Origin of the sequence: Dyadobacter sp. (assembly GCF_051859145.1) — a bacterium.
GTDB lineage: Bacteria > Bacteroidota > Bacteroidia > Cytophagales > Spirosomataceae > Dyadobacter.
In genome coordinates this window covers 7,861-9,748 of sequence record NZ_JBHYGF010000134.1, presented here as the reverse complement: position 1 = coordinate 9,748, position 1,888 = coordinate 7,861, and the positions used below count along the sequence as shown (strand labels likewise).

Here is a 1,888-nt window from a genome sequence, read left to right as displayed (position 1 = left end):
ATGAAGGGTAATCCACTACCAGCGTTGTTGTTCCCACTGTTCTGTTTTCGGCATCATTCGCCCAAACCGGCGCGCCGCTTGCATTGTAAGACAATTTGGTCGGGTCAATTTTGCTCACATTACACCCAATGAAAATCTTGGACTTATCCTCATTTAAAACCGGTACATCAATGCGGCCTACCGAGTAACCCTGCGCTTCCAGTTCTGCCGGGAGCGGAAAATCGAATTCCGTGGAGTTAGGTACCCTTGCTGTTGCCAGATCGATCACCGCGATTCTTACTTTGCCTCTCGTGTATTTAAAAATATGATTTGGAGCGGCACCTTCCGTTACGGTTGTACTGCCTGTCAAATGCACGCCGATACCGATGTTCTCAGCCGCTTTTGTCCAGCGGGGAGAAGTCCCGATAATGTCCGACAAGTCCAGTTCATTGCCTGTATCCTGGTAATCTTTCCCGCCTTTTACAAGGTATTTGTTGAAAACACCGCCGTCCTCGCCGGTATACTGAATGTTGTACAATTCAGTCCCATTCTCGGAAGCCTGCACGCGGGCAGTACGCGCCGATCTTAACCCAAACCCATTCTGATATATGTTCACGGAGAAATTAGGATCGATTGCCTGTGCGTGGGTGATCGCATAAGCCATTGTTCCCCCGTTACCGGCTGTTCCGGCTTCATCCGGTATCGACGCGGTGAGCGAGATAAATTCCCTTGCAGCCGGCGTTTCGCCTCCACCTCCATCCGGATCTGTAACGTCCTCTTTACAGCCCGAAAGCGTCAGCGCAAACCCTAGTATCAAAGCACTTAACAGATTTTTTTTCATCTTATAAAAATTTACTGATTGTATAATTTAACTTAACTGAAACGCTTCTGCCGGGCTTTTGCACACCGAAATTGTCATACATCTCGGCATTGAAAATGTTCTTCAGATCAAAGCTGGCCACCATTTTTCCATTCGGGAACCGGTAGCTTGCACCTAAGTCGTGGTAGAACTGCGTGGGTGTTGTAAACCATTCCGATTCCATCCAAACCGTCCTGAACGGAGCCACAAAGCCTGTATTATAGTAGATGTTGAGAATCGATCTTTTCTGGATTTTATCGTTCAGCCGGTACTGCACACTTCCATTCATGGTAAAAAATGGTTCGTTCGGCAGCTGCAAATTGTAGAGGTCGTGCGGCTTGCCTTTCGGGTCAAACTTCTGCTTGAAAAGGGTATTGAATTTGGAAAAATTGAAAAGCGCATTCAGGCGGTTGTCGTACACATAAATGACCTCACCTTCAAATCCCCGCGACTGCGTCCTGCCCAGGTTAACGAACTTGGTCACCTGGATATCGGCATCACTTTCCCGGCCGGGCACGATCTGGTCTTCCACAGCCTGCTGGGTGATTTTATCAAATCCGTTGCGCCAGAATGCGCTGGCGTAAAGGGTGAGCTTGTGCTTGCCCAGCTGAACCGGCCCGTGACGGAAACCCAGGTTGTAGTTCACGTTCTTTTCAGGTATCAGGCCCGGACTTTCAAGGATATTGTTTTCAGGATCGCCGTAAAGCTGGTTTTCAGTCGCCGCCACATAGGCGTTTTGCGTAGATCCTATGATATACATTTTCGAAAATACATTGTAAGATACTGTCGCCCCGTAGCCTTTGTTGTGGTATATAGTCTTATTCTGCACCCGGTTCACCACATTCACGCCGTCCTGTTCCACCAGCTCCGGCCGCGTTTGGATGGTTCTGTTGGAAGTATACTTTCCGAGGAGATTGGTTTTTAGCTTATCGTTGAAAAACTGGGCTTCGTAATTTATCGCGAGGATGTTGTTCATCACGCTGCTCACCGTCACCATTTCCTTTTTCTCGAGATTAAGTAAATCGTTGTCGTCCCTGTCCGTTGTTTCCA

2 pseudogenes are annotated in these 1,888 nt (G+C 48.2%); both read right to left on the bottom strand.

The features are described from left to right. Positions 1-820: pseudogene (locus ACTIE6_RS09470) on the bottom strand (hypothetical protein); the annotation flags it as partial. Position 821: 1 nt separating this feature from the next. Further along, positions 822-1,888: pseudogene (locus tag ACTIE6_RS09465) on the bottom strand (TonB-dependent receptor); the annotation flags it as partial.